At 69.3% G+C, this 25,455-nt stretch carries 27 protein-coding genes and 1 pseudogene; 15 read left to right on the top strand and 13 right to left on the bottom strand.

All coding sequences use genetic code 11. The annotated features are described in order from the left end of the window. Positions 1-41: 41 nt before the first annotated feature. The 4 genes from ABD830_RS52870 (at position 42) to ABD830_RS52855 (ending at position 5,318) form a co-directional block, all read left to right on the top strand. Entirely contained in the window at positions 42-2,660 is a 2,619-nt protein-coding gene (locus tag ABD830_RS52870; RefSeq protein ID WP_345003219.1) for a glycoside hydrolase family 3 C-terminal domain-containing protein, read from the top strand. A 197-nt stretch (positions 2,661-2,857) separates the two neighbouring features. Then, positions 2,858-3,706, top strand: coding sequence for a hypothetical protein (locus ABD830_RS52865; RefSeq protein WP_345003218.1), 849 nt, complete (start codon positions 2,858-2,860; stop codon positions 3,704-3,706). Beyond that, positions 3,703-4,110: a beta propeller repeat protein gene (locus ABD830_RS52860; protein WP_345003217.1), complete on the top strand. Its 408-nt coding sequence runs from the start codon at positions 3,703-3,705 to the stop codon at positions 4,108-4,110. The genes ABD830_RS52865 and ABD830_RS52860 overlap by 4 nt, the downstream gene beginning before the upstream one ends. Beyond that, positions 4,107-5,318, top strand: coding sequence for an alpha-L-fucosidase (locus tag ABD830_RS52855; protein WP_345003215.1), 1,212 nt, complete (start codon positions 4,107-4,109; stop codon positions 5,316-5,318). Before ABD830_RS52860 ends, ABD830_RS52855 begins: the two co-directional genes overlap by 4 nt. 307 nt (positions 5,319-5,625) lie before the next feature. Here ABD830_RS52855 and ABD830_RS52850 read toward each other — a convergent pair whose 3' ends face one another. Then, positions 5,626-5,805, bottom strand: coding sequence for a hypothetical protein (locus ABD830_RS52850; protein WP_345003214.1), 180 nt, complete (start codon positions 5,803-5,805; stop codon positions 5,626-5,628). On the opposite strand from ABD830_RS52850, the gene ABD830_RS52845 reads away from it, so the two are divergent. Beyond that, complete coding sequence (locus ABD830_RS52845) at positions 5,804-6,265, top strand: tyrosine-type recombinase/integrase (RefSeq protein WP_345003213.1); 462 nt, start codon at positions 5,804-5,806, stop codon at positions 6,263-6,265. The two genes, ABD830_RS52850 and ABD830_RS52845, sit on opposite strands and share 2 nt — an antisense overlap. An 86-nt stretch (positions 6,266-6,351) precedes the next feature. Here ABD830_RS52845 and ABD830_RS52840 read toward each other — a convergent pair whose 3' ends face one another. Next, a complete protein-coding gene (locus ABD830_RS52840; protein ID WP_345003212.1) occupies positions 6,352-6,585 on the bottom strand; it encodes a hypothetical protein in 234 nt (77 codons plus the stop codon). An 11-nt stretch (positions 6,586-6,596) separates the two neighbouring features. Between ABD830_RS52840 and ABD830_RS54595 the strand changes: the two are divergent. Next, positions 6,597-6,695: pseudogene (locus ABD830_RS54595) on the top strand (hypothetical protein); the annotation flags it as partial. 131 nt (positions 6,696-6,826) lie between these two features. On the opposite strand, the gene ABD830_RS52830 reads toward ABD830_RS54595, so the two are convergent. The 5 genes from ABD830_RS52830 to ABD830_RS52810 all read right to left on the bottom strand — a co-directional run bounded on the left by ABD830_RS52830 (position 6,827) and on the right by ABD830_RS52810 (position 11,695). After that, a complete protein-coding gene (locus tag ABD830_RS52830) occupies positions 6,827-8,650 on the bottom strand; it encodes a glycoside hydrolase family 127 protein (protein ID WP_345003473.1) in 1,824 nt (607 codons plus the stop codon). A gap of 58 nt (positions 8,651-8,708) precedes the next feature. Further along, complete coding sequence (locus tag ABD830_RS52825) at positions 8,709-8,837, bottom strand: hypothetical protein (protein WP_345003211.1); 129 nt, start codon at positions 8,835-8,837, stop codon at positions 8,709-8,711. Positions 8,838-9,250: 413 nt separating this feature from the next. Beyond that, a complete protein-coding gene (locus ABD830_RS52820; RefSeq protein WP_345003210.1) occupies positions 9,251-10,486 on the bottom strand; it encodes a GDSL-type esterase/lipase family protein in 1,236 nt (411 codons plus the stop codon). Between the two features lie 297 nt (positions 10,487-10,783). Further along, positions 10,784-11,131: a hypothetical protein gene (locus ABD830_RS52815; RefSeq protein ID WP_345003209.1), complete on the bottom strand. Its 348-nt coding sequence runs from the start codon at positions 11,129-11,131 to the stop codon at positions 10,784-10,786. A gap of 21 nt (positions 11,132-11,152) precedes the next feature. Next, positions 11,153-11,695: an HNH endonuclease family protein gene (locus ABD830_RS52810; protein ID WP_345003208.1), complete on the bottom strand. Its 543-nt coding sequence runs from the start codon at positions 11,693-11,695 to the stop codon at positions 11,153-11,155. A 448-nt stretch (positions 11,696-12,143) separates the two neighbouring features. Between ABD830_RS52810 and ABD830_RS52805 the strand changes: the two genes are divergently transcribed. The 6 genes from ABD830_RS52805 to ABD830_RS52780 all read left to right on the top strand — a co-directional run bounded on the left by ABD830_RS52805 (position 12,144) and on the right by ABD830_RS52780 (position 19,343). Then, a complete protein-coding gene (locus tag ABD830_RS52805) occupies positions 12,144-15,173 on the top strand; it encodes a Tn3 family transposase (RefSeq protein WP_345003207.1) in 3,030 nt (1,009 codons plus the stop codon). Positions 15,174-15,442: 269 nt separating this feature from the next. Next, complete coding sequence (locus tag ABD830_RS52800) at positions 15,443-15,973, top strand: PadR family transcriptional regulator (protein WP_345003206.1); 531 nt, start codon at positions 15,443-15,445, stop codon at positions 15,971-15,973. A 93-nt stretch (positions 15,974-16,066) separates the two neighbouring features. Further along, positions 16,067-17,083, top strand: a complete 1,017-nt coding sequence (locus tag ABD830_RS52795) for an alpha/beta hydrolase (RefSeq protein ID WP_345003205.1) — start codon at positions 16,067-16,069, stop codon at positions 17,081-17,083. Next, complete coding sequence (locus ABD830_RS52790; protein WP_345003203.1) at positions 17,080-17,526, top strand: nitroreductase family deazaflavin-dependent oxidoreductase; 447 nt, start codon at positions 17,080-17,082, stop codon at positions 17,524-17,526. Before ABD830_RS52795 ends, ABD830_RS52790 begins: the two co-directional genes overlap by 4 nt. Before the next feature lie 316 nt (positions 17,527-17,842). Then, positions 17,843-18,712, top strand: coding sequence for a recombinase family protein (locus tag ABD830_RS52785; protein ID WP_345003202.1), 870 nt, complete (start codon positions 17,843-17,845; stop codon positions 18,710-18,712). 160 nt (positions 18,713-18,872) lie between these two features. Next, complete coding sequence (locus ABD830_RS52780; protein WP_345003201.1) at positions 18,873-19,343, top strand: hypothetical protein; 471 nt, start codon at positions 18,873-18,875, stop codon at positions 19,341-19,343. Positions 19,344-19,371: 28 nt separating this feature from the next. Here ABD830_RS52780 and ABD830_RS52775 read toward each other — a convergent pair whose 3' ends face one another. Both ABD830_RS52775 and ABD830_RS52770 read right to left on the bottom strand, forming a co-directional pair. Further along, on the bottom strand, positions 19,372-19,665 hold the full coding sequence (locus ABD830_RS52775; protein WP_345003200.1) for a helix-turn-helix transcriptional regulator: 294 nt from the start codon (positions 19,663-19,665) through the stop codon (positions 19,372-19,374). Between the two features lie 446 nt (positions 19,666-20,111). After that, positions 20,112-20,324 (bottom strand): helix-turn-helix domain-containing protein, encoded by a 213-nt coding sequence (locus ABD830_RS52770; RefSeq protein WP_345003199.1) that lies wholly within the window; start codon positions 20,322-20,324, stop codon positions 20,112-20,114. A 48-nt stretch (positions 20,325-20,372) separates the two neighbouring features. Here ABD830_RS52770 and ABD830_RS52765 point away from each other — a divergent pair, with 48 nt between their 5' ends. Beyond that, positions 20,373-20,777: a hypothetical protein gene (locus ABD830_RS52765; RefSeq protein ID WP_345003198.1), complete on the top strand. Its 405-nt coding sequence runs from the start codon at positions 20,373-20,375 to the stop codon at positions 20,775-20,777. Then, on the top strand, positions 20,774-22,441 hold the full coding sequence (locus ABD830_RS52760; protein WP_345003197.1) for a carboxylesterase/lipase family protein: 1,668 nt from the start codon (positions 20,774-20,776) through the stop codon (positions 22,439-22,441). The genes ABD830_RS52765 and ABD830_RS52760 overlap by 4 nt, the downstream gene beginning before the upstream one ends. Before the next feature lie 154 nt (positions 22,442-22,595). Here the strand turns inward: ABD830_RS52760 and ABD830_RS52755 are convergent, their stop codons facing one another. From ABD830_RS52755 to ABD830_RS52740, 4 genes are read right to left on the bottom strand one after another with little or no spacing between them, the layout of a single operon-like run. Further along, the gene (locus ABD830_RS52755) at positions 22,596-23,096 is read right to left on the bottom strand and encodes a GNAT family N-acetyltransferase (RefSeq protein WP_345003196.1); all 501 of its coding nucleotides are present in this window, start codon (positions 23,094-23,096) and stop codon (positions 22,596-22,598) included. After that, entirely contained in the window at positions 23,093-23,515 is a 423-nt protein-coding gene (locus ABD830_RS52750) for an arsenate reductase ArsC (RefSeq protein WP_345003195.1), read from the bottom strand. The genes ABD830_RS52755 and ABD830_RS52750 overlap by 4 nt, the downstream gene beginning before the upstream one ends. Beyond that, on the bottom strand, positions 23,512-24,276 hold the full coding sequence (locus tag ABD830_RS52745; RefSeq protein WP_345003194.1) for an aquaporin: 765 nt from the start codon (positions 24,274-24,276) through the stop codon (positions 23,512-23,514). Before ABD830_RS52745 ends, ABD830_RS52750 begins: the two co-directional genes overlap by 4 nt. Then, on the bottom strand, positions 24,273-24,656 hold the full coding sequence (locus tag ABD830_RS52740; protein ID WP_345003193.1) for an ArsR/SmtB family transcription factor: 384 nt from the start codon (positions 24,654-24,656) through the stop codon (positions 24,273-24,275). The genes ABD830_RS52745 and ABD830_RS52740 overlap by 4 nt, the downstream gene beginning before the upstream one ends. Positions 24,657-24,744: 88 nt before the next feature. On the opposite strand from ABD830_RS52740, the gene ABD830_RS52735 reads away from it, so the two are divergent. Continuing rightward, positions 24,745-25,218, top strand: a complete 474-nt coding sequence (locus tag ABD830_RS52735; protein ID WP_345003192.1) for an ArsI/CadI family heavy metal resistance metalloenzyme — start codon at positions 24,745-24,747, stop codon at positions 25,216-25,218. Positions 25,219-25,455: the final 237 nt, after the last annotated feature.

The raw sequence follows: 25,455 nt of genomic DNA, 5'->3' as shown, positions 1-25,455 counted from the left end.
ACGACCTACTCGGGCGGTTAACGCTCGACGAAAGAATCGCGATGCTGCATCAATACGCGCCCGCCATACCACGTCTGGGCGTGGCCCCCTTCCGCACCGGCACCGAAACCCTGCACGGCGTGGGATGGCTGGGCGTGGCGACAGTGTTCCCGCAGGCAGTGGGCCTGGGGACGACATGGGATGAAGATCTGGTACGGCTGGTCGCCGAGGCCGTATCCGTCGAGCTGCGCGCCTTCCACCGGCACCGCCCGCCCGCGATCGGTTCCGGCGCCAACAGTCTGCAGGCGTGGGCGCCCGTGGTGAACCTGCTGCGCGACCCGCGCTGGGGACGCAACGAGGAGGGCTACTCCGAGGACCCGATGCACACCGCGCGGCTCGGTGCTGCCTACTGCCGGGGACTGGTCGGTGACCACCCGTCCTACCTGCGCGCCGCACCGGTGCTCAAGCACTTCCTGGCCTACAACAACGAGGACGACCGGTGCGTCACCTCCTCCGGCCTGCGCCCCCGGGTGCTGCGGGAATACGACCTGGCGGCATTCCTGCCGATCGTCGCCGGGGGCCTGGCCACCGGCGTGATGGCCGCCTACAACCTGGTCAACGGCCGTCCCTGCCACGTCAGCCCGCTCATAGAGACCGAGCTGCGGCGCCTGAACCCGGACCTCTTCGTGGTCAGCGACGCCGAGGCACCCTCCAACCTGGTCGAGCTGGAGCACTACTTCGACGACCACGCCGAATCCCACGCCGCCGCGCTCAAGGCCGGCATCGACAGCTTCACCGACCACGGCGAGGAGAGCGAGGTGGTGATCGGACGGCTGCGGGAGGCACTGGAACGCGGGCTGATCGACGAGGACGACATCGACCGCGCCGTGCGGCGGCAACTTTCGCTGCGGTTCCGGCTCGGGGAGTTCGACCCCGATCTCGACCCGTATGCGGACATCGGCCCCGAGGTGATCGACTGCGCCGAGCACCGGGCTCTGGCCCTGCGCGCCGCGACCGAGTCGGTGGTGCTGCTCAAGAACGACGGCCTGCTGCCCTTGGCCGGCACCCCTCGCGTGGCCGTCATCGGGCCGCTGGGGGACACCCTGTTCGAGGACTGGTACAGCGGCACCATGCCGTACCAGATCAGCGTCGCCGACGCGCTGGAGGAGGCGCTCGGCGAGGTCGTCCGCGTGGAGGGCTGCGACCGGATCGCGCTGCGCTCGCGCTCGGGTGCCGAGCTGGTCGCCGATGTCACCGACTGGGGCGCCGGGATGCTGACGTTGCGCAATCCCGACACCGGCCGCTACTACAGCCTCCAGGAGGACGGCTCCCTGGCCGCCGACCGGGAGGTGATCAAGACCTGGTTCGTCAACGAGACCTTCCACCTCGAACCCGCTCCAGGCGGCGTGCTGCTCCGCAACGTTCGCACCGGCCGCTACGCCGCGGCCGACGGCCGCTTCACCGCCTCATCCGCCGCCGACGCCGAGTGCTACGAGCGCGAACTGCTCCACGACGGTACGGCCGAGGCCCGCGCCGCCGCCGTTGCCGCCGACGTGGCCGTCGTGGTGCTGGGCAATCACCCGCTGATCAACGGCCGCGAGACCGAGGACCGCCGGGACCTCGCGCTGCCCGAGGGGCAGGAGGCTCTGCTGCGCGCGGTCGCCGAGGTCCGCCCCGAGACCGCGCTCGTGGTCATGAGCAGCTACCCCTACGCCCTGGACTGGGCCGATGAGCACCTGCCCGCCGTGGTGTGGACCTCCCACGGCGGGCAGGAGACCGGCAGGGCGCTGGCCGCCGTGCTGCTCGGCGCGGCCGACCCGGGCGGGCGGCTGCCGCAGACGTGGTACCGAGGCGAGCTTCCCGATCCCCTGGACTACGACATCATCAAGGCGGGCTGGACCTACCAGTACCACCGGGCCGACCCGCTGTATCCCTTCGGCCACGGGCTCTCCTACACCGAGTTCGCCTACAGCGACCTGCGGGTCTCCTCCGAGGAGGTCTCGGTGAGGCTGACGAACACCGGGAGCAGGCCGGGATCGGAAGTGGCGCAGCTCTACGTCCGCGCGTTGAACGCCCGCTACGAAGCGCCCCGGCTGCGGCTCGCCGACTTCCGCAAGGTCTCGCTGTCTCCCGGCGAGAGCCGCGAACTCATCTTCCGGCTGTCAGCCGAGCACCTGGCTCATTGGGACGTGGCCACCGGCGATTTCGCCGTGGACCCCGGCGACTACGAAGTGCTGGTGGGCCGCTCCGCCGGTGAGCTGGTTCTCGGGACGACGATCGCCGTGGACGGTTCCGTCCCCGGGCCCCGCGCTGTCGTCGACCGGCGCACCTTGGCCGCGGACTTCGACGACTACACGGGCATCACCGTGGTCGACGCCGACCGTACCACCGGAGACGCGGTCGCGCCCGCACGCCACGACCATCCCGCGACGCTGCTGTTCCGCTCCTGCGATCTGACGGGCGCGGTCCGGGTCGAAACCGAGGTCGCCGCCCTGGGCGAGGGGCGGCTGGAGGTCTGGGCCGGCGAGGTGCTGCTGGCGGAGATCCCGCTCCCGCCGACCGGGGGCCGGTACGCCTGGGTGAGCGTCGCAGGCGACCTGGGCTCACCCCTGGCGGGCGTCCACGACCTGCGGATCACGCTGCGGGGCGACGTCCGCCTCGCGACCTTCCTCTTCACCTGAACAGGGGGCACGCGCATGGAAACGATCACCTGGAAGCGACGCGAAGACGGCGTCACCCTGACGGCCGACGGGTTAGCCGTGCGACGGTCATCACCGAGTCCGACTGTCTGCTGTCCGGACTCATCCGCTGTCAGCACTGTGACAAGGCCCATATCGGCGCCGCCGCCCACGGCTGGACCGAACGATGCCGCTCCCACGTGTGCTTCTCCCGCCAGCGCTTTAGCAAGGCGACCTGCGCCGCCGACCGCATCATGTGGGGCACCGGCGCCATGATCTGGGGCACCGAGGAACTGACGCGGTGGGACACCCAAGGCGAGCTGATCGGCCATAACGAGGCCGGCGAGCGGATCGCCCTGCCCATCGAGCAGTTCACCGTCGGCGTGCGGGCCCAAGGCGTCGAAGAGACCTGGGTCCGCGACATCGCCGCTCTCGGCGGCACCCTCGTCTCCGCCATGGGCGACGTCAGCGGCTTCGTCCACACCGACCTCGACCGGGCCGGGCCGATGATCCGCTCCGGCTGGGCCGGCAGCAGCCTCGACTACGCCCAGTCCAACCCGGACGTCATCGTCGGCAGCGGCGAAGTCAACGCGGACGTGGACGCTCACGTCATCGTCTTCTCCGACCGCGGCAAGACCTGGAAGTCCGCGGCGCGACTCGCAGGCGTCCCGGCGGCGGCTCCGGCGTCGTCGCGATCAGCGCCGACGCAACCGCACTCCTGTGGTCCCCCAGCAACACCGACATCACCCCGGTCTACAGCACCGACCTGGGCGCGACCTGGAACCCGGTCCAGGGCCTTCGGGCAGGGGCCCGGATCCGGTCCGACCGTGTCAACCCGTCGGTCCTGTACGCCTTCGCCGGCGGCACGTTCTACCGCAGCACCGACGCTGGCGCGACGTTCTCCGACACCGGAGCGACCGGCCTGCCCGCCGAAGGCGTCGACGACTTCAGAGTCGTCCCAGGCCGCGAGGGCCACGTCTGGCTCGCCGGGCGCAGCGACAAAGCGGAGATCGCAACCGGCTTGTGGCGCTCCGCGGACGGCGGCGTGACCTGGGAGCGCATCAGCGCGATCGACTTGGCGATCGGTGTCGGCGTCGGCAAGGCCGCGCACGGTTCACGGCATGAGGCGAAGCGCGGGGGCTACCCGGCGATCTACACCTCGGCCACGGTCGCAGGCCAGGACGGCATCTTCCGCTCGACCGACGGCGGCGCCACTTGGGTGCGCATCAACGACGACGACCACCAGTGGGCCTTCGCGGGGTCCGCTATCACCGGCGACCCGCACATCTTTGGCCGCGTCTATCTGTCAGCACGCGGCGTGATCTACGGTGACATCGCCGACGAAGCAGGCCGCCCCGTGCGACGCGGGGCGGCCTCCAAGCCGAAGGCCGGCGCCAGCGGCCACATTCGGCCTGACTGGATTGAATACCACGTTAGGGAGAGCCGATCATGACCGGAACCCACCGCGAGAGCCTGCCCGGATGGGCGAAGGAGGCGAGCCTGGGCATTTTCATCCACTGGGGACCGTACGCGGTTCCCGCCTGGGCCGAGCCGGAACATGTGGCAGGCGAGCCCGAGCCCGAAGGCGGGTGGTTCAAGCACTCCTCCTATGCCGAGTGGTACGCGAACACGATCCGCATCGAAGGGTCGCCGGCGGCGGCGCACCATGCAGAGGTCTACGGGTCGGCGCCTTACGAGGACTTCCTCGACCGGTGGAAGGCCGAAGCTTACGACCCCGCCGCATGGGCGCGGCTGTTCCGGGCACTCGGGGCGCACTACGTCGTGCCCGTCACGAAGCACCACGACGGGGTGACACTGTGGGACGCCCCCGGCAGCGAAGGCTTCAACACCGTCGACCGCGGCCCGAAGCGCGACCTGCTCGGCCCGCTCGCGGAGGCCGTACGTGCGGAGGGTATGCGCTTCGGCGTCTACTACTCCGGCGGCCTCGACTGGTCGATCACCGACAACCCGCCGATCGTGGAGGCCGACGACATCTGGCGATTCCGCCCCAACGACGCAGCCTACGCCGCCTACGCCACCGCGCACGTCCGGGACCTGATCGACCGCTACGCGCCCTCCGTGCTCTGGAACGACATCGAATGGCCCGAGGCGGGCAAGGAAGACGGCTCGCTCGTCGACCTGATCGCCTACTACCGCGACGCGGTCCCCGACGGGATCGTGAACGACCGATGGGGCGCCGACGTCTGGGACTACCGCACGAGCGAGTACTCGATGCACGCCGACCACGAGACCGGCACCGGCTGGGAGCATAACCGCGGACTCGGATCCTCCTTCGGCTACAACCGTGTCGAGGACGAATCGCTCACCCTCAGCCCCCGCGAGCTGGCGAAGCACTACGCGGACGTGGTCTCCCGTGGTGGCCGGCTGCTGCTCAACGTCGGACCCGATGCCTCCGGCCGCATCCCCGACGTCCAGCTCCGCACTCTCGAAGGCGCGGCCGCATGGATGACCGGGGTGAAGCCGTACACCACCGACCGGCGGTTCCCGGGTGACGCTGAAGTCACCGTGTCCGGCGAGGCCGACAACTGGTACCGGACCTGGGCGAGCGGCGACAAGCTCGTCGTGATCGCCGACCGGCCCGAAGCCGTCCGCGTCACGGCGCCAGGCTACGAGACCGTGGCCATCGCCCTGCCCGAATAGGAGCGGTGAACAGGGCCGCCCGCTGCGACGCGCTCCGCGTTTCCGGCCTCGCCAGTCAGACCCCGGTCCGTCCGCGGGGCTCTACGCCCCGGGTGGGGACCGGTCCCGCATCCGCGCTCATCCCGGAAGGACACCATGAAACGCTCACTTGCGTGCTATCAGGTGGCGATGCCAGCGCAAGATTGTCGCCGGGGCGACCGGAAACACCTCCACTCATCGGCGGCGACGCCCCTGACCCCCCTTCAACGCACCAAAACCACGACACACCGATGAAGCGCCGACAGACCGCGTGAACGGCTTGCCCAGGTCAACGAGCCCGTAGAGCGCCCCGCACCTCCTGCAGCGCACCGACCTCGACCTGATCACCCGCCATCTCCTTGCAGGCGTCGACCGGGGTCGTGCGCGCGATGGCGAGGACATAAGACTGCGACCACGGCCACGGCAGCTGGCTGAAGATCGGCCTCGGGAAGCTGGAGACCGAACGCATGGTCCCCCTCGATGAGGAGATCCTCGGCCTGATCGACCGCATCATCGAGCTCCGAACGCATGGCAGACCCATGCCGCATCCCCGCTACCGGCATCCGGCGCAGTTCCTGTTCATCCACCACGGCCGCTGCCTCGGCCAAGGCGCCGTCCGCGCCGAACTCGATCGCGCCGCTCAGCAAGCCGGGCTTGGTCACATCACCTCCCACCAGCTCCGCCACACCTACGCCACGGCCCTGGTGAACGCCGGGGTCTCGTTGCAGGCGTTGATGGCGTTGCTCGGACACGCCTCCGCCGAGATGAGCCTTCGCTATGGACGACTGTTCGACACCACCGTCCGCTCCGAATACGAACGAGCCCTCGACCTGGCCAAACAACAAGCCCGCACCCCGCCTCCCGGGGGTGTGTCCACCTGCCCCTGGCCGACATCACCGGCGGCAAGGACTGGAAGGACACTCCACTGATCAAATCCAGAATGGCCGGCGGCTTCTGCCCACGCGCACCCCCCAAGGCGCCTGTCACCTTCATCGCCGTCGCCCACCTCACCGGGCTAGGCCGCACCACCCTCTACCGCAGCCCCAGCCTCCGCGCTGTCATCGAGGAAAACCGCCGCCGCGCCGCCACCAACGGCACCCTCACCGGCCTCCTCGAGGAAATACGAAACCTCCACACCGCCCTGGAAGCCGTCGCTGCACGCGTCCGGCGCCACGAAGAGCAACTCCGCCGACTTACTACCCGGGTCAGCTGAAAACGTTAACCGGCCAACGCCCAGAACCAGCGTCATTAGCTGGATAATCGGCCGATAACGCCCTCGCGGAGTCGTTCAGCGCCACGCTCAAACGCGAAGTCCTGCAAAGACGCCGGACCTTCGCAACCGCGCGGGAGGCTCGGTTCCAGGTCGAACCCTGGATCCGCGGCTACAACACGATGCGGAGGCACTCGTCTCTGGACTTCCGTCCGGACACGCCCGGATCGACAAGAGGCGGATGCGCCCGCAGTGTCGGCCGCACCGGCTTCCTACTCGATCAGCTGATGGGCATCCAGACCCTCATGGCGGCCGCGCCTCTCGTGTCCCTCAACCGGAACGGCACCAGCAATATCTCGACGGGTTCGCCCTCGGGTCGAGGCGCGGCCGTCCCGTACGGCCACTCGGCGGCGCGGTCGTTGATGCGGCCGCGGACTTTGACGCGTCCGTCACGCACTGTCAGCGGCGCAGTGGTGTCGACGGCAAGGTCCGCGAAGTCGGCTCCTTCGGGGAGGTCGACGCTCTCGACGCACCACACCTCGGGCCCGCGTTCGACTGCGGCACAGCCGCGCAAACCGTCGATGCGCGGGTCCGGATAGGTCCAGCGCGGCGCGAGCGGCAGGTCGAGGCGGATCTCGTCGCCGTGAGCGAATGCGGCGGTGACGTCGGCGAGCTCGCCGGCAGCCGCGGGGCGGGCCGTGCCGTCGGGGCTGGTTACCGTGGCGCCTTCGGCCCAGTGCGGCACTCGGAACGACACGGTGCGCTCGCCGCCGTCGTTGGCCTCCACTCGGATGATGACCGTCCCGTCGTCCGGGTAGGCGGTCGTCATGGTGAGCGCGAAGCGCGAGCCGGCCACGACCGTGTCGATCGCGGCAGGGGCGTACTGGTGGAGTTGGACGCCGCGGTCGTCGGCGGTGGCGATGTAGGCGGCGAACTGGGCGAAGGTGCGAGCGAGGTTGGTCGGGCAGCAGGAGACTTCGAACCAGTGTCCGCGGCGGCCGCCCGCGCTGAGGTGCGGGAGGGCGCCGTCGCGCGGCGGTTCGGGGTCGGCGGTGACCTGGTGGAGCGGGTTGGCGTAGAAGAACGACTTCCCGTCGGGGTCGACCGCGCCGGAGAGGACGTTCCAGGCGATCCGCTCGATCATGTCGCCGTGGCGGGTGTCGCCGGTGGCGAGGAGCAGGCGCCATGCGGTCATGACCGCGGCGACGCCGGCGCACGACTCGGAGTAGGCCTCGGCGGGGTTGAGCGCGAAGTCGCGGCCAAATGCCTCGTCCGCGTACTGGGAACCCATGCCGCCGGTGAGGTGCGTTCGGCGGGCGACGGCGCGGTCCCATTGGCCCCGCACAGCATCGAGGAGGTCGGCGTCGCCAGCCTCGATGGCTACGTCGATCGCGCCCGAGGCGAGGTATAGGGCCCGCACGGCGTGGCCGCGCAGCACTTCGGCCTCGCGCACCGGCACGTCGTCCTGGTAGAAAACGCCCTTCTCCGGGAGAGTCTTCCGGCCGTGGCGCTCGATGAAGAGCCGGGCCTGCTCGAGGTAGCGGGCTTCGCCGGTGGCGCGCCCGAATTCGGCCAGGGCCACTTCGATTTCGGCGTGGCCGCAGATGCGTTCGTCGGCGCCGGGCCCGAACACATTGCACACGTGGTCGGCGGCGCGGCGGGCAATCGCCGTGAACGCGTCTTCACCGTGATTGCGCAGCCGTGCGACGGCGGCCTGGAGAAGGTGGCCGAAGCAGTACAGCTCGTGGCCCCATTCGAGGTCCGAGTAGCGGGGCGGTTGGCCGGGGTTGCCGAAGGCGGTGTTGAGGTAGCCGTCCTCGTGCTGCGCAGCGCTGATGCGTGCTGTCAGCTTGACGAACCGCGCTTCGAGGCCTGCGTCTCCGGTGCGCCCGATCTCCCAGGCCATGGCCTCGGCGAGCTTATAGACCTCGGAGTCGGAGAATTGGGGGCCGGTCCGCTCGAACTCCTTCCCTTCGGCGGCGCGGTCGAAGTTGGCGGTCCAGCCGAGCGCCTCGAGCCAGCGCAGGCAGTGCTGAATGGTTCCTTCGGCGTTGACCGTCTGCCGCTTGCTCCAATGGCCGCCGTTTATTCGGACTTCGTCCATTCCCAACGGCTGCAGGGTACCGGTCGAGGGCATGACAGGTGTTCTCACTGCTTGTGCCTTACGAGGGGAGTGTGTCGATCAGGGGTTCGATGCCGCGTGTGGTGGCGCCTTCAGGAGTCCACTGGCGCAGCAGCCGGGTGTCGTGGGCCGGGTCGCACAGGCTGACTGCGACGTCTTCGGCGGGCACGTCGGTGCCCGCCACAGTCGCGGGGGCTGGTGCGGCCCGGAGCGACCGGTCGAGTGGACGGAAGTCCGCGGGCTCGGCGTCGGCCCTGTCTGGCCGGAGCCAATTCTGTGGATAGGAGGTGCACCGATTTTCTTCGATGAGGTGGAAAAGCTAAAACGAAGCGTTACGCGTGTTGATCGGCAAAAGTAACGATCGAGGCGCCCGCCGTCAAGTTCTTCGGTCGCACCCTTGTCGTCGTCGACAGACCAGGACCTTCACGCCGTTCCCGGGCGAGAGCCCCTCCCAGACCGCGGAGCGCACCTCGGCGCGCACCGCAGCGTCACCATCGCCGCCATGTCTACCAGGATCACCGCCACTGGCGCCAAGTACCGGATGCTTGCCAGCACCTGGCCGATCGCTGGCTGTGCGGGGGATCACGTCTGACTCCTGGGCGCGCCCGCGTCGCAGGGCTGGGTGCCGGGATTGCGGTAGCGGGCCAGCAGGCAGCGGCCGAGCGCCTGCTGGCCGAACGCGTTGGGGTGCATGGCCTCCTGCTGGTGTCCCTGGCTGATCCTTGCGCCGGCGGTGCCGTACCGTATCCACTCCATCGTGTCGCCCAGTTCGGTGGCGTCGTCCAGCGGGCCGGCTTGGCGTGTGCCCTGCTCGCACAGCGCGTGGCCCTCCACGGCACCGAGCAGGCTCAAGAACTCCGCACCGGTCGCGGTGGCGGCCCGCCGCAGCATGGCGTCGATCGCGGGTGCGAGGGTGTCGTGCATCAGGTCGAAGTCGGCGTCCCACAGGGGGCAGCCCCCCACGAGCGTACGCTTGGCGGTCTTGCCGCCGCCGCCCTCGCCGTAGCGCACCCGGGCCGAGGAGGGCACCGGAGAGGGATAGGACTGCAGGATCAGCCGGTAGCCGGTGGAACGGGCCGATGCCTGGCTCATCACCTGGCGGATCTTCTGCACCGCCAGTGTCACCTGCTGCTCCACCGCCGGTAGCGCGGCGAGAAACCGGTCGCCCTCGCCTGTGGAGGCGCAGGAGTTCTTGTCGCCCGCGATGTACATCTCGGCGCAGCGGCGCAGCATTCCGGACAGCTCGAGGTCGTTGCCGCCGATCGACAGCACGACCACCTTGACCTGTTGGGTGGCGGCAACCTGCGCAAGTAGTTCGGCTTGGGGGGCGGTGTTCTCCTTGAACGCCTCGCTGATGACGTGCCGGGTCTCCGCCCCTGAACAGGCCAGGTTCACCGGAGTGAGCGCGGCCTGGCCCAGCCCGGTGATCTCGGCCACATCGGAGCGGTGACATCCGGTGCCCTCTCCGTGCACGGCGGTGCCGTCATACACCCGCTGGGGGTCGTAGCGGCAGATCAAATGCTTGCGATAAGCGGCCCGGTCGGTTCCGCCGCGGGTGCAGCCGGCAGCGGCGGACACCGTGCTGTTACCCCACCACCGGCCTGCCTCGCCGGAGATGAAGCTGTCCCCCAAGGACACCGCCACCTGCTCGGCTGCCTGGGCCTGGGCGGGTGCGGGAACGGCCAGGGCTGTCGCGCTCAGCGCCAGGAGTGCCAGAACACGACCGGCATGCCCGGCACGGCGCGGGCGACAGGGGTGGCAGAGGCGGCGGGGGGCGGCGGGAACGCTGCCGGGATGCTGCGGGAAGATAGCGCTCACTGCTGTTCCTTCACTGTGAGTGGGAGCCGTCTTTTGAGTCGGCCCCCGGGGGCGTGGAAGAACGGAAACGAATGCCTGACTCCGGTGTTCGGGGCCACTGGAGATTCGGTGGGTTTCTCGTCAGATGAGTGGTGTGTCGCGAAGGCGCCCTCCAGCGCCCGGTACAGCGTCGAGCGGCGCGCTCCATCTCGGCGGCCATCGCGGCGGCCAGGAACGGCATCTTGTTGGCTATGGACTGCCCGGCCGGTCGGGGGAGGCCGCGCTTCGCGAGCCGGAGGCTTTCGGCCGCCGTGTCAGTCAGTCACACGGTCCGCGTCGAGCGGCGCGGATGATGAAGCCGAAGTCGTCGGCGACCTGCCCTGGGGCGAGTTCTCGGCGGTCGCCGCCGTAACCGAACCAGTTGTAGAAGCACCAGGGGTCGCTGCTGTAGTTGGCCGCCCGGACGATGGGCGGGATGATGTCGGCTTCGTCGTCGTAGAGCACCCTGAGGTTGTCGTCCACGTCGTAGGCGCAGATGCCCAGCACGGGCGGGCATGGGAAGTCGGCTGCGGCTGGTGGAGCGGTCGCGGCGGCAGCGGGCAGGGGCAGGCCGGTAACGGCCATCGCCAGTGCCGCCATGGCGGCGGCCTTGCGGAGGGTGGGCATGTGGCCTTACTCCTTAGGAAGTCAGCGGGCAGGCTGCGTGGGCAGCGGCGCGTTTGGGCACTGGGCGGCGATGGAGGTCAGTTCCTGTTTCTCCCTCTCGTCGACGGTCAGGCTCCACTGGCGTTTGACCGTGGTCCATTCGGCGATGTAGTGGCAGCGGACGGTCTCGATCGGCAGCCGGTCGGCGGGGTCCTGGTCGGCCTTTTGGCGGTTGGAGCGGGCGGTGACGGCGACCAGGTGCTCGGGGGCGTCGAGGTAGTTGGCGTAGGCTTCGCGCTGGGCCGCATCCCAGGCCGACGCGCCGGAGTCCCAGGCTTCGGCCAGCGGGACTAGATGATCAACGTCCAGTTTCGACGCATCTGTCACGATTTGATCGTCATAGTACGAATACCAGACGCCCTCGGCCAGGGCGCATTTCGCGCCGACCTCGGGGGCGTCGATGGCCTCGGCGATCAAAGCCTCCTGGCGGGCGTTGCAGGCGTCCCCGTCAGCGTCAACCCAGTGCTTGAAGCTGGTGCGCTTGTAGCCTTCCCGATTCTCGGTGGCGACGGTCAGGTCAGCCACAGTCGCTCGCAGCAGGGGCGGGGTGCGGCGTGGCGGGTTGCTTGCGCCTGGGCGGGCCCGGCGGCGGTGAGGGGGGTGGCCAGGAGCGCCACGGCAAGTGCCGCGTGTCGCAGGGGAGACGCATTGACCCTCCAGAACAATCACTGAATGCAATTGATTGAACACTCAGAGTAGTTATATGAGGTCGGAGAGTCACTGCCATGGCGGTAAGAGCCCCGTGCCCTGAGACTCGGACGTTCAGGCGGGGCGGTTCCACAGCAACGGCGGGTTCGTCATCCTGCCGAAGCCGCTGTGATCACCCCTTGGGGTCCCAGTGGCAATGACGAAATTTTCAACGAAGTAGCGTCTGACCTGCGGGAATGGAGGAGTTGACCTCCTGTGGCGGGTTGATGATCACTGCCGCTACGTTCGTTCCGGTTTTGTCCGGAACGGCACGTGGAGTGGTGCGTTGTCAGAGAAGATGTTCTCCGAGGAGCAGCTGCGTTCGTTCCCGGAGATCAGCGCAGATGAGTTGATCCGGTATTTCACGCCGACGGCGGCTGACGCGGCGTTCGTGAGTCCCGGCGGGCGGAGCCCTGTCGATCGGCTGGGCATGCTGGTCCAGCTCTGCACTCTGCCGTGGCTCGGGTTCGTGCCCGACGATGTGGCCTCGGCGCCGCCGGCGGCCGTGGCCCGGGTCGCGGAGCGGCTGGGCGTGGCGTCGGCGGCGCTGCGGCTGTACGGCAAGCGCGATCAAACCCGCTCGGACCATCTGGGCCTGATCGCCAAGTACCTGGAGTGGCAGACCGCTCCGGCGGGCAGCCAGGCGATGAAGGAGCTGGAGCAGTTCCTGCTGGACCGGGCGATGGAGCACGACTCGCCCACGTTGCTGTTTAACCTGGCGCGCGAGTATCTGATGGCGGCCAAGGTGATCCGGCCCGGCGCGCTCATCTTGGCCAAGATGGTCGGCACGGCCCGCAAGGCGGCCTCCGATCTGACCTCGCAGCTGGTGGGGCACCTGCTGACGGCGGAGGTCCGCGCCGATCTGGAGCGGATGCTGGTGGTGGATGCGGGGCTGGGGATGACCCGGCTGGAGTGGCTGGTCAGCCCGGCCCGGGACGCCTCGGCGACCTCGGTGAAGACCGCGATCGACAAACTGACCTGGCTGCGCGCGATCGACGCCCACCAGATGGATGTATCGGTACTGCCGAACGAGCGCCGCCGGTTCCTGGCCCAGGTCGCACGCCGCTCGACCAACCAGGGGCTGGAGCGGCGCAAGGAGCGCAAATTCCCGATCCTGCTGGCGTTCGTCGCCCAGGCCGCGGTCGACCAGCTCGATGAGGTGGTGGCCCTGTTCGACCAAGCCGTGTCGGCTCGCGAGTCGCGGGCGAAGTCCAAGACGGACGAGGCGCTGGTCGAGCGGGCCAAGAAGGGCGAGGCCCGGCAACTGGTGATGGAGACGATCCTGCCGGTGCTGGCCGACCCGTCGATCCCGGACGATGAGGTGGGCGGGATGCTGCGCGAGCGGATCGGCATGCAGCGGCTGCGGGAGATCACCTCCGATGCGTGGAAGCCGCTGCCCAGAGATCACGGTCGGCTGTCGGAGCTGGAGTCCTCCTACACCTACCTGCGCCAGTTCACCCCGAACGTGCTGGCCGCGATCGACTTCCAGGGCGGGCCGGGCACGGCCGAGCTGATGGAGGCGGTGGCCATCTTGAAGGAGATGAACCGGCTCGGCGGCCGGAAGGTACCCGCGGGGGCGCCGACCGGCTTCGTGCCGACCAAGTACGCCGACTACCTGGCCAAGGCCCGCAAGTCCGGGGAAGACACCGCCTACCGCCATTTCTGGGAACTGTGCGTGATCTTGTGCCAGCGGGACGGGCTGCGCTCGGGGGATGTGTTCGTGCCCGGCTCGCGCCGCTACGCCGACCCGGCCACCTACCTGTACACGCCCGAGCAGTGGGCGCCCCGACGAAGCGAATACTGCCGCCTGGTGGGCAAGCCGCCGAACGCGGCCGAGGCGCTGGAACAGGGCAAGGAGGAACTGCACGCTGCCCTGCAGGAGCTGGAGCAGACCCTGGCCAGCGCCGCACCCGACGACACCGGCATGGTCCGGCTGGATGAGGACGAGCATCTGGTGGTGCCGCCGCTGTCGGCCGAGGACGTACCGGCCGAGGCCAAGGCGCTGAAGGACGAGCTGGCCGCGATGCTGCCGTTCGCGCCGATCGCCTCGTTGCTGATCGAACTGGACGCCCGCACGCACTTCCTGGACTGCTTCACTCACGCCGGCGGGCGCAAGCTCACCACGTCCGTGGAGACCAAGCGCAACATCCTGGCTGTGCTCATCGCGATGTCCACGAACCTGGGCCTGGCCCGGATGTCGGAGGCCTGCGGGGTGTCCTACGACGTGCTGGCCTGGACGATGGAGTGGTATGTGCGGGAGGAGACGCTGCGCGAGGCCAACACGGTCATCGTCGACCACCACTACGGCCTGGAGCTGGCCAAGGTGTTCGGCGGCGGCACCATGAGCTCATCCGACGGGCAGCGGTTCCCCGTCCGCGGCAAGACCCTGAGCGGCCGGACCATGGTCATTCACGGCGGTCAGGTGCTCTCCACGTACACCCATGTCTCCGATCAGTGGTCGACGTACGGCACGAAGATCATCGTGCCGACGGCGCGGGAGGCGCACTACGTCCTGGACGACTTCCTGGGCAACGCGACCGATCTTCCGATCGCCGAGCACGCCACCGACAGTCACGGAGCGACGTTGATCAACTTTGCGCTGTTCGACCTGGTCGGCAAGGCGCTCACCCCGCGGCTGCGGGACCTGACCCGGGTCACCCTGGTACGGGACGACACCCCGACCGAGATCGCCAAGCGCTACCCGCACGCCGGGCCGCTGCTGGGCGCGCGCTGGAACGAGGATCTGGTGGCCGGCTGCTGGCCGGACCTGCTGCGGATGGCCGGGTCGCTGAAGTACGGCCAGGCCACCGCCTCCCTGATCGTCGGCAAGTGGTCGGCCGCCTCCCGGCAGAACACCCTGGCCGCCGCGTTGAAGGAGTGGGGCATGCTGCGCAGGACCGTGCACCTGGCCAAGTACCTGTCGGACCTGGCCTTCCGCAGGAAGATCTCGCGGCAGCTGAACAAGGGGGAGAGCCTGCACGCGCTGCGCCGCGACCTGCACTACGCCCAGCAGGGCACAATCACCCGCCCGCACCTGGAGCAGCAGACCGAGCAGGCGTGGTGCCTGACCCTGCTGACCAACTCGGTGGTCGCCCGGACGACCGAATATTATTCTAGTGCGGTGCTGGAGCTGCGTTCGCAGGGCCGGGAGGCGAGCGACGAGATCCTGTCGCACATCTCGCCCGGGCACAGCGACAATATCAACTTCTTCGGGGTGATCAATGTGGATGTCGAGGCGGAGCTGGCCAAGCTCGACACCAGCGGCTGGCGGCCGCTGCGGCCCGCGCAACTGCGTGAACTGGGACTGACGCCCTGACAAGCCCTGCGCCGCGCTCGGTGGAGGAGGTGGCGTAGGCGGTGATCGTCGGGGGTGGTCTGCGCCGGGCGCTGGCCACCCCCTGGTGCTTACGGCCCGTTCTGGGTGAGCGCGACGATGACTTTGGAGCATGCCGTAGGCGGCCGTCATGGTCTCGGCGTCGAAGGCGACGCTGCCTCGCCCATCACCTTCTCGCCTCCACGGGCACGACAGATAGCCTGTTCGGCAGGGCTTTGACGGGTGCCGGGCCCCGGCGAGTGAGGGAGACGATGTCGGCGACGCGACTGCTGGTCCTTGGCGTGGTGCGGCTGCACGGTCAGGCACACGGCTATCTGGTGGGCTCTGAACTGGAGTCGTGGGAGGCCGGGCAATGGGCAGGGCTCAGGTCGGGCTCGATCTACCACGCGCTGCGTCAGCTGGCCAAGGAAGGTCTTCTGGACACCAGCGAGGTGCACGAATGGCCGGGGCGCGTCGATTACGCCATCAACGACAAGGGCGAGGCGGAGTTCCTCGGGCTGCTCAGAAGCGCCCTAAGGGTTCCCGATCGGCGTCCGGAACTGCTCAACGCAGCCCTTGTGCTGCTACCCGCGCTGCCCGAGGAGGAGGTGATCGCGCTGCTCAAGGAGCGGGTGCGCGCTTTGGAGGCCGAGCGGGCGCAGATCATGGTCACGGCCCAGGAGGGAAAGCGCTCAAGGAAGGTGACAGAGTTGTTCGCCCTGCGCGCGGCGCAGGCGACGGGCGAGGCGGCATGGATCCGTGACTTGATCGGGCGGTTGGAACGCGGCGAGGAGCCGGCCTGATCGGCCGGAGACCGGTTTGACGGTACGAGGGTGGATGAGCCATAGTTCGATACCCAAATTTGGTTACCCAAATTTGGGTATCGAAGGAGTCTTATGCGCATCACGACAGCGGTACTTCTGGCACTCGTCTCGATCCCCGTAACCTCGATCCCTGTAGCGGCGAACGCCGCCCCCGCCTGCCGGGCAGTCAGCGCCAAGGTGGCGATGACCTCCAGCGGCCCCGCCGACCAGCGCGTCGCCGGCACTTTGTGCCTGCCGCGCGGCCATGCCGCCACCGTTCAGCTGCTCATCCCCGGCGGCTTCTATGGCCAGGCCTACTGGCGGATGCGCGGCGACCGGCAGCGCCCCTCCTACGTGGAGACGATGACCGCCGCCGGGTACGCCACGCTGGCCATTGACCGTCTCGGTACCGGGGCGAGCTCCTACCCGCCGAGCGCCCGCTTCGGGCAGGACACCCACCAGATCGTCATCCGCCAGCTCATCCGGCAGTTGCGCGAGGGCCGTCTAGGCGGGGGCCGGTTCGCCAAGGTCGTTCTGGTCGGCCACTCGCTGGGCTCGACCCTCGCCCGCACTGTGGCCGCCGCACATCCAGCGGAGGTGGACGGCGTCATTCTGACCGGCGAGTCGAGCGTGCCGAACGAGGCCGCTTTCGAGCAGATGGGCGCGGGAATCTACCGCGCCGCCGACGACCCCCGCTTCGCCGGGCGCGGGCTCGACGACGGCTACCTCACCACCCGGCCCGGCCTGCGGGCCACCTGGTTCTACCACCGGCCCAACGCCGACTCCAAGGTCATCGCCGCCGACGAGGCCACCAAGACGACCGATGTCTTCCCTCCCGGCGACTCCTACACCCCACCCTCGATCAACAAGCACATCCAGGCCCCCGTACTGATCGTCAACGGCGAGCACGACAAGCTGCTGGCCGGAGCCCGCTCCTCCTCCGCCGCGCTGCACGCCCAGGAGGCCCCCTTCTACAGTCCCCGCGCCAAACTGGAGACCCTCCTGGTCCCCGGCACCGGGCACGTGCTCAACGGCCACCGCACCGCACCCCACTGGTTCGCCCAGGCACGCGCGTGGGCCGACCGCCGCGTGGGCGGAGCGGCGCGATGAGCCAAGAACCGATCGACAGCCCGACCGGGTGGGTGGCCAGGCACGTCAAGAGCTACGCCGAGTCCGGCGGCACTCGCGGTCACCTCTTCCACGGCGCCCCCACGCTGCTGATCACGACGATCGGCCGCCGCTCAGGACTTCCCCGGCGCACCGCCCTCATCTACGGCCGCGACGGCGACCGCTACCTCGTGGTCGCCTCCAACGGCGGTGCCGCCGACCATCCGCTCTGGTTCCACAATCTGCTCGCCCAGCCACGGATCAAGGTGCAGGTCGGGGCCGAGGTGTTCGACGCGGTGGCCCACCTGGCGGCCGAGGACAAGCGGCTCCGCCTGTGGGAGACGATGACCGGAATATGGCCGCGCTACACCGGCTACCAGCGAGAGACGTCAAGACAGATCCCGATCGTGATCATCGAGCGGGCGGCGATGCCAGACCTTGGCTGACGATGATCTGCAGCCACGCTCCATGCACATCTCGTTGACCGCACGCACGACGTTGAGCGTGATCTTGGCCAGTCTTGAGATCGCTTTCTACGTCTCGAACCCCAATTTTCACGATCATCACCATGTGGGGTTGAGCTTATGCGTGCTGGACCCCATCCGCTGTTTCATAGGCGTTCGCCTATGAAACAGCGGACCGGCGTCCGGCCGTCCAGGGCATTCCCGCCCCGATCCTGTTCCATGAGTCGTTTCAAATCACTGGAGCCTTGAAACGCATCCATGAAACGATCGCGGGGTGAGCGACGACGACTTTTCCCGCGTGGAAGCCTTTGACTGCCCGATGTCCTCCTGCGCCGCCCCGGCCGGATCACCCTGCCGCACCGGCCGGGGCAAGGTGGCCGCCCAGTACCACACCGCCCGGTTCCGGCTCGTGCCGTCCCTGGCCAAGGTGCTCAACGTGCCGACCCCGGCGCTGCGCAAACCCGGCACCGCATGGGTGGAACTGCCCCGCCCCGCCGCCGGCGCCCAGACGTCTGGACACGCCAAGATCGGCTACGCCCGCGCCTCGACGGTGCGCCAGTCGCTGCAGACCCAGCTCGACTCCCTCAAGACCGCCGGGGTCACCCGGGTCTTCTCCGAGAAGATCTCCACCCGCGCCACCCGGCGCCCCGAACTCGAGCGGGCCGTCACCCTGGCCCGGGAGATGCGCGCCTCCGGCGTCGCGGTCACCCTGGTCGTCCACGAGCACAAGCGGCTCGGCCGCGGCCTGGCGCTGGCCGAGCTCGCCGAACAGCTGCGCGCCTGCGACGTCGGCCTGGAGTTCCTCACCGGCGAACTGCAAGGCAGCCACGACCCATCCGGTGTGGTGTTCACCGTGCTCGCTGCCCTGTCCGGGATGGAACGTGAATACATCCGCGACCGCACCCTGGAAGGCCACGAGAGCGCCCGCAAGAACGGCAAGGCCATCGGCGGCGCCACCGTCACCGACGAAGCCATGCTGTCCATGGCCCTGCATCTGCGCGACCAAGACCTCAGCCTCCGCGAGATCGCCTCCCGCCTGGTCATCACCCGGGGCACCAAGAGGGGCCGGCCCCCCTCCCCGGCCACCGTCATGCGCATGCTCCGCGACCACGACACCAGCATCACCGAGCTGGGCGCCGGAGCCGACGATGCGAAGCAACGGCCGTAGTCCCTGGCCGATACCCGAGCCGCGAACTGTCCTTGGTCATGATCCAATACCGTGATCAAACCGGGACCTCAGCCGGAGGCTCCTGCGTTATCGCAGGTCAGACGCAACTTCGTTGAAAATTTCGTCATTGCTACTGGGACCCCCCTTGGGACGCTGACCGGTGGACGCGCCATCGATCACCGACTGGATCAGCGCCGTGGGAACCGCGGTCATCGGCCTTCTCGGCTTCTTCATCACGGGGTGGCAGTGGCGGGTAGCCGGCTTCGTCCCCAAGATGCGGGTGCGCGTGGACCACCATCGTGAGGCGATCGAGATCGTGATCGTCAACAGGGGGCGCGCGGCCGGCATCGTCGACCAAGTCGACATCATCGCGCCCAGCGGCCAGATCATCGAGGGCATCGAATTCGAAGACTTCCCCGACTCCCGGTTCAAACTCCTGAGGCTGCCCGCCCTGGCCTCCATGCGCATCGTTCTGCAAACGCCGGAGAACCGCACCTTCCCCAAGGACGCCTACGCGCTGATCGGCATCGGCAAGGCCCGCCCGAAACGGCGCCGTCTCAAACCAACACCGCCTCATGTCGGGCTCTTCGGACTTTCCAGCGTTTTACCGCCAGGAACCTTTCCCTCATGAATCTTCGCACAGCTCGTCGGCGTTGGGGTCATGCTGGGTGAACAGGCCCAGGAGGGGCCTGGACGGGGATGGTGCGCTGGCTGGGATGGCGCAGGTGCTGGCCCGGGACGATCGTGTAGCGGTTGCGCCGGCCTTCGCGCAGCACGTCGATGTAGCCGGCGTCTTTGAGATCGTTGACGATGCCCATGGCGGCGCGCTCGGTGATGCCGATCGTTTGGGCGATGTCGCGGATGCGCGCCTGGGGGTTGTCAGCGATGAGGCGCAGTACCCGGGCGTGGTTGGTCAGGAACGTCCAGGTGGGCTGCCGTTCGGTGTCGTTCATGCCCGCGTTGTCCTCTCCTTGCGAGGGGCCCGAGCGAGCTCCAAATCCATTTTCAGGGGATCCCATTCGCGGCGATCCGGTGCGAGCCGGGGTCGTGCGCGTGTGCATCTGTCCACGGGTGTCAGCCCACATAAGCCCAAACCCACATTGAGTGGATCTTGCGTGGTTCCCCGCTGGTGGACAGCCGTTTCACCGAGTAGGGGTGTCAACGGGCAGAACGGGATCAGGGTGGGAGACAGCCCGCAGCCAGCCGGTCTTCTTCTTACCGGGCAAGCATGGCGCCGGCGGCCTCGCGTCGCTGGCGGCGGCCTGCCGCTCAGCGCGCAGCTCCAGCTCGTACTCGGAGGCGGCTTCGGTTACGCCAGGCGGATGATCCCGCGCAACGACCTGCTCACCTCGGTGGCCGGGCTGGGGTCGTGGCCGTCCCAGCAGCTTGATGCGCCCGCTCAGTTGTCGAAGGCCCATACTGCGGCGGCGAGCGGCTCGAGCCCCGCGGCCAGCTCGTCGGTGAGCGCCTCGATCCGCTGCCTGGTCTCCCGGCCGGCGTCGGTGAACCCGCCGGCGGCGTCCACGAGACCGCGGCCGCGCATGGCGGGGCGCGACCATCGCCGCACACGCAGGGTGAGCTTCAGCCATCGACCAAAGTCGGAGCCGGTCACGACTTTGGCTCACTGCGGCCCGCACACCGGTGTCGCAAGTGTGGTGCCATGGACGAGCGAAAGGCGCCATTGGCGCACGGCACGTACGCCGGCTCCACGGCCGACGAACCGGCCGGGCGAGGCCGGGGTGATCGAATCGCGGCGGGAGCGGACCAGGGTGTGCTGTTCCCCCGCCGTGGTCAGGTGGTGCTCCGCGCCGACCGCCTGGTGATCAGCGGCTGGGACGGCACGACCGATCTCATCCTCCGCCCCGGTGAGGTGACCTCGGTGAGGAACGAGTACACCGACCTTTACGGACGTTTCGTGGGCGGGCTGCTGAACTCCTGCAAGCCCTTGGTCCTCGGCACCGCCGCCCATGGCGAGGTCTATCTCATGGTCAACCATCGGCGCTTCCTGGAGACCACCGACAACCGCGCCTGGGCCCGGCTGCTGAAGGACTGGATCGCCGCATGAGGCGGCTGTCAGCAAGGCTGCCGGCGCGGGTGATGGCGGCGTTGGCGGCGCTTGCGCTGGTCATGTCGATGTGCGGGGCCGCGGACGCGAGGGACCCGGTTGCGCAGACCGACCTGGGGCCGGTGCGCGGCGTCGCCGAGCAGGGCGTACGGGTCTATCAGGGAATTCCGTACGCCCAGCCGCCGACGGGGGCACGGCGCTGGACCCTCCCGGTGCGCCCCCGGCCCTGGAGCCAGGTGCGTGACGCGCGACGCCCCGGGCCGGCGTGCGCGCAGCTCGACGAGCAGGGCGCGGTCGCGGCACGCTCATCGGAGGACTGTCTCTACCTGAACGTCACCACCCCCAGCGGCAAGAGCGCCGGGCGGCGGCCGGTTCTGGTCTACCTGCACGGCGGCGCGTTCAGCTCCGGCGCCGGCAGCGACTTCGACGCCCGCCGCCTGGCCGCCACCGGCGGCGTGGTCGTGGTGACCGTCAACTCCAGGCTCGGCGTGTTCGGCTTCTTCGGCCACCCGAAGTTGCCCGGCTCGGGATCCTACGGCCTGGCCGACCAGCAGGCCGCGCTGCGCTGGGTGCGAGCCAACGCCGCCGCGTTCGGCGGAGACCCGCGCACGGTCACGCTGATGGGCCAATCCTCCGGCGGAGCGAGCGTCTGCGCCCAGCTCACCTCGCCCCAGGCGGCGGGCCTGTTCCACCGCGCCATCATCCAGAGCGGCTCCTGCCTGCAACGCTGGCCCAAGAACGTCATGGCGCCCGGCCTGGAGGCCATCACCTACTGGGCCTCACGCGCGGACATCGAGGCTCGCGGCACCAAGGCCGCCGGGGAACTGGGCTGCGCGGGAGCGCGAGCGACCACGTGCCTGCGCAGCCTGGACACCGGGAAGCTCCTCACCCTCAACGGCCGCTTCACCCAGCCCGCCTACGGCACCCCGGTGCTGCCCGCCGACCCGGCCGCGGCACTGCGCTCGGGCGACTTCCACCGCGTGCCCGTGATGCAGGGCAACACCCGCCACGAGCACCGCCTGTTCACCCGGCTCTTCGAACTGGAACAACCGATCGACGACGCCCGCTACCGGGCGCTGCTGACCACCACCTTCGGTGCCCGCCAGGCCCGGCGTGTGTACGCCGAGTACCCGCCCCGCGCCTACACCCGCGACTCCACCGGCCCCGATGGAGCCGGCTCCGCGGCTGCGCTCGCCTGGGCCGCCGTCGGCACGGACGCCGGCTGGGTGTGCCCCACCCTCACCGCGAGCAAGCTGCTGGCCCGGCACGTGCCCGTCTACGGCTTCGAGTTCGCCGACCCTGACGTGCCGGACATCCTCGGCCTGTTCCCCAAGGGCTACCCGACCGGCGCCTACCACGGCTCGGAGCTCCCCATGCTCTTCGACATCGAGAGCACGTCCATCGCCCTCAGCCCGGCGCAGCGGCACCTGTCGGCGCAGATGATCCGCTACTGGAGCACGTTCGCCGCCACGGGCGACCCCAACCATGCCGGCCTGCCCCGGTGGCAGGCGTACCCGTCCACCCAGGCCCTCGACTCCGCGCCCCGAGGCATCTCACCCGTGGACGCGAGCACCACCCATCACTGCCGGTTCTGGGCCACCGCACCCAGGCTGGACGGAGGAGCTAGGCCCACTGGTAAGAATCGCGTCATACGGCCTAAATGAGCGGCATCGCCGGAGGTCACGGCTCCTCGAAACTGCTAGGGCTCCAGCGGGCCGCCACAGCGCCGGACACCCACGGAGACACTGCTCTACTGGTCGTAAACGTGCGGGAACCGGGGCTGGTTTTTCACAAGTTGCCTGGTTAGCGGGCCCCTCTTCAGGAGATGCGGGGGCTGCGGCGTTCGATGAGGACGACGTCGCGCCAGACGCCGTGGTGGCAGCCGATCCGCTCGCGGGTGCCGATGACGCGGAAGCCGGCGCGGGCGTGCAGGGCGAGGCTGGCGGTGTTCTCGGGGAAGATCCCGGACTGGATCGTCCAGATTCCGGCAGCCTCGGTCGAGGCGACCAGAGCGCCGAGCAGGGCCGTGCCGGCGCCGCGGCCCCGGGCGTGGTGGTGGACGTAGACGGAGTGCTCCACGACGCCGGCGTAGGCGCATCGGTCGGAGACTGCGGTGGCCGCGACCCAGCCGAGCACCTGCCCGGTGTGGTCGAGGGCGACGTGGCGGTGTGCGGGCAGCTTGGCGGCGTCGAACTGGTCCCAGGTGGGGGCTTGGGTCTCGAAGGTGGCGTGTCCCTCGTCGATGCCGAGCTGGTAGATGGCCAGGACCTGGTCGGCGTGCTCGGCCGTCATGGCGGTGATCTGGACGGTGCTGGTCATGCCGGGTCTCCCATGTCAGGCAGGAGGTCGCGAATCAGGGCGTGGACGCGGGTTTCAATCTCGTCGCGGATGGGCCGCACGGCGGCGATGCCTTGCCCGGCCGGGTCGTCGAGCTTCCAGTCCTCGTAGCGTTTGCCGGGGAAGATCGGGCAGGCGTCGCCGCATCCCATGGTGATGACGACGTCGCTGGCCTGGACGGCCTCGGTGGTGAGCACCTTGGGCAGTTCGGCGGAGATGTCGATGCCGGCCTCGCGCATCGCCTCGATCACGGACGGGTTGACCTGGTCGGCGGGGGCCGATCCGGCGGAGCGGACGCGGATGCGGTCGCCCGCCAGGTGGGTGAGGAACGCGGCGGCCATCTGGGATCGGCCGGCGTTGTGCACGCAGACGAACAGCACGGACGGGACGGCAGTATTCACGGGCGCGACCTTTCCAGCTCGGCGACTGCATCAGCGGCGGCAGGTTGGGCCGCCAGGGCGGTGGTGGCGGCCTGGGCGCCGTCGGGGATGGCGGGGAACAGCAGCGCGACCAGGCTCACGCCGATGAGGCAGCCCAGCAGTTGGGCGGCGATGAACGGGCCGACCGAGGCGGGGGTGATGCCCGCGTAGGTGTCGGTGAAGGCCCGGCCGATGGTGACGGCGGGGTTGGCGAAGCTGGTGGAGGAGGTGAACCAGTAGGCCGCCCCGACGTAGCAGGCCACAGCCGGCGCCGCCACCTGTGCCCGGCCGGTCCGGGCAAGGCCGAAGATGAGCAGAATCAGCCCGGCGGTGGCCACCGCCTCGGCCAGCCACAGGTGGCCGGCCCAGCGCTCGCGGGTCGACCAGTCCACCACCGGCAGATCGAACATGGCGTTGGCCAGCAGCGCCCCGGCGACCGCCCCACCTGTCTGCGCACCCGCATAGGCGGCCACCTCCCGCAGCGCCAGGCCGGCGGGCTCGCGGCGGCCATGCCACCAGGCGGCCAGGGACACCACCGGGTTGAAGTGCGCACCGGAGACCGGGCCCAGCAAAGCGATCAGCACACCCAGGCCCAGCACCGTGGCCAGCGCGTTGGCCAGCAGCTCCACGCCGCCATCCGAGCTGAGCCGGTCGGCCTGGATGCCCGAGCCGACCACGACGGCCACCAGTAGCGCGGTGCCGACCGTCTCGGCGGCCAGGCGCCGCCCGAGCGGCAGGTTCACGCGCCCGACCCTGTCGGGATCGACATCTGCGCGGGGGTCTGGAGTAGACCGGACAGCCGGTTCAGCGCGGTCGGGATCACCCAGTAGTACACCCACGTGCCGCGCCGTTCCGAGCCGACCAGGCCAGCCTCGCGCAGCACCTTGAGGTGATGGGAGATGGTCGGCTGGGACACGTCGAACGGGCCGGTCAGGTCGCACACGCACGCTTGGCCGCTCTCGTGTGAGGCGATCAGGGACAGCAGCCGCAACCGGACCGGGTCGGACAGCGCCTTGAACATCCGTGCCAGCTCGGCGGCGTCGTCCTCGGCCAGCGGCTCGCGGACCATTGGGGCGCAGCAGCCCGCATCGGCGGGGAACACCGGCAATATCTGATTCGACATACGTCTATGTTGACAGTCGTCTAATCACGGTGGCAACCTCCCCTATATCGACCTCTGTCGATATAGCCCGCTTCGAGGGGAGATCACCATGTCCCGCGTTCAACTCGCCCTGCGCGTCGGCGACCTGGAAGGCTCGATCGCCTTCTACACCAAGCTGTTCGGGGTCGAGCCGGCCAAGCGCCGCCCCGGCTACGCCAACTTCGCCATCGCCGAGCCCCCGTTCAAGCTCGTGCTCCTGGAGGGCGAGCAAGGCCAGGAGACCGTCATGGACCACCTCGGCGTCGAAGTCTCCTCGACCGACGACGTCAGCGCCGCCACCGAGCGGCTCAAGCAGGCCGGCCTGGCCACGTTCGCCGAGAACGACACCTCCTGCTGCTACGCCCTACAGGACAAGGTCTGGGTGCGCGGCCCGGGCGCCGAACCCTGGGAGGTGTACGTGGTCAAGGCCGACGCCGGCACCCTCGGCAAGTCCGCCGTCACCACCGAGCCCGCCGCTCCGTGCGCCTGCGGCCCGGCCGACGGCCAGATAACGCCGGCTACCACCGGAGCTGGCTGCTGCTGACTGGGCCTGCCCGTAACGCGACCAGGCCCCGTCGCATGCCGCAGCGGGGCCTGGCGCTGTACCCGGCAGTGAGGCGCTCCGCAGAAGCCTCAAAGGTTACTTGTGGGAGCGCTCGTTCTCGCAAGCGGGCCGCCGCGTTTGGGCTGTGTGACGCGATTCGTACTGGCACCCCTAACCAGAGCGACCGGCACCGTGGGCAGGCACGTGGTCGATCGGCTCGTCGCGGCCGGACGGCCC

The organism is Nonomuraea helvata, assembly GCF_039535785.1.
Classification (GTDB): domain Bacteria; phylum Actinomycetota; class Actinomycetes; order Streptosporangiales; family Streptosporangiaceae; genus Nonomuraea; species Nonomuraea helvata.
Note: the sequence above shows the minus strand (reverse complement) of the source record. Positions and strands in the feature narration are given on the sequence as shown.